Raw genomic sequence first — 1312 nt, forward strand, 5'->3', positions numbered from 1 at the left:
AATTTAGGCACTTTTTCCCTGAAAATTAGGTAATTGGCCACCTCAAAACTGGTAAAACCCCACATCCCACACCCCACACCCCACACCCTGCCCCCAGGAAAAACTTTTTCAGCAAACCCTATGTAGGTTGCCTACCCACAATTTGGGCATATTTGGGTAGAATTTGCCTTCTCAATTGTTGAGCAACAATCGACCAAATGGATCGAGTTCGTAACTATTCTGATTGACTGGTATCGCTTGAAATGCTCACACAGCAAACGGATAACAAAATTGGTCAATTGTCAATGGCGTTTGAGATGCGCTCACCCTGGATCATTAATTGCCTCTTGGGAGAATTGATAAATTGCCATTATTTTAAGCCATATTCTTCTCTTAATCTTGTTTTTAACTGCTCAAAAACTAATTCCCCATCGGTTACATTACCCGCTAAAATTTGCTCGGTTGCACTATCAATTTTTTGCCGTAACTCCTCTAATTGAGGGTTAGTTTTCTGACCATCTTCTGCTAAAATAATAATTTCTACTCTTTGACAGGCTCGAAAGGGTAAATCGGATAAAATCAACTGATGCGATCGCTCAATTGTCACATATTTTTTGTCAGCATTCATATTAGTTTTCCTTTTTTTAATTCGGCTAATTTAAACTTTTAAGCACTAATAACTCATTCCCCCGGTCATCAATCACCTTAACGGCAATTTGCCGATGTTCTCCCACTTCAAAAGGTGCGCTGGTTGTCCCTGCTAGATGTTCCCAGACTGATTCCTCATAGGTTCCCTTTAAAGCTTTTTAATCGAATCCCAAGCGCCGGTACGGGGAAAAAATGCCTGATTGACGTGGAAACATAAGCCGTTGTAGTTAGTATCGAGAAACCAAGCGGGGACATTCTTACCCGGTTCTGAGTCCACTTTCATGGTAATCGGGTCAAACACATCTAACCCCAATAACTCCACTTGATATTTACGGCTCTTCGGGAATTGTTATGCAAATAATTAACTTAAAATAAAATTCGATGAGAGCGCCTACGCTCAAAAGTAGCTGAAATCCATATAGGGAAGGACTTAAGGCATCAACAGGTTAATACCAAAAGATAGACAATCGAGTTAAGATTTGATATAATAGCCAAAAACGAGATTATTTTACTTATGATACTTGACAAATTTTTGAACCTAGAAGGAACCTCTATTCAAGGCTATCGACACCTAGAAAATATCGGTATAGTTTGCCGAATCGAATCGAAAAATCAAAAAGCCACCTGTCCTCGTTGTGGGTTAGAGAGCGATAAACTCCACCAAAATCATCGACATTTAGTCAAA

General features: G+C 39.6%; 2 protein-coding genes and 1 pseudogene. 1 reads left to right on the forward strand and 2 read right to left on the reverse strand.

Going from position 1 to position 1312, the window contains the following annotated elements; all coding sequences use genetic code 11:
• Positions 1-349: 349 nt before the first annotated feature.
• Both PX636_RS17720 and PX636_RS17725 read right to left on the reverse strand, forming a co-directional pair.
• Positions 350-607, reverse strand: coding sequence for a hypothetical protein (locus PX636_RS17720; RefSeq protein WP_004162697.1), 258 nt, complete (start codon positions 605-607; stop codon positions 350-352).
• Between the two features lie 168 nt (positions 608-775).
• Positions 776-949 carry a hypothetical protein gene (locus PX636_RS17725; protein ID WP_288118108.1) on the reverse strand — a complete coding sequence of 58 codons (174 nt, stop codon included), beginning with the start codon at positions 947-949 and terminating at the stop codon, positions 776-778.
• A 192-nt stretch (positions 950-1141) separates the two neighbouring features.
• On the opposite strand from PX636_RS17725, the pseudogene PX636_RS17730 reads away from it, so the two are divergent.
• Positions 1142-1312: pseudogene (locus tag PX636_RS17730) on the forward strand (ISL3 family transposase); the annotation flags it as partial.

Origin of the sequence: Microcystis sp. M53598_WE2, from assembly GCF_030067735.1 — a bacterium.
Classification (GTDB): Bacteria; Cyanobacteriota; Cyanobacteriia; order Cyanobacteriales; family Microcystaceae; genus Microcystis; species Microcystis aeruginosa.

Bases quoted from the DNA above. Each gene is read 5' to 3' on its own strand.
- PX636_RS17720 (WP_004162697.1), bottom strand. From the start codon at position 607: ATGAATGCTGACAAAAAATATGTGACAATTGAGCGATCGCATCAGTTG.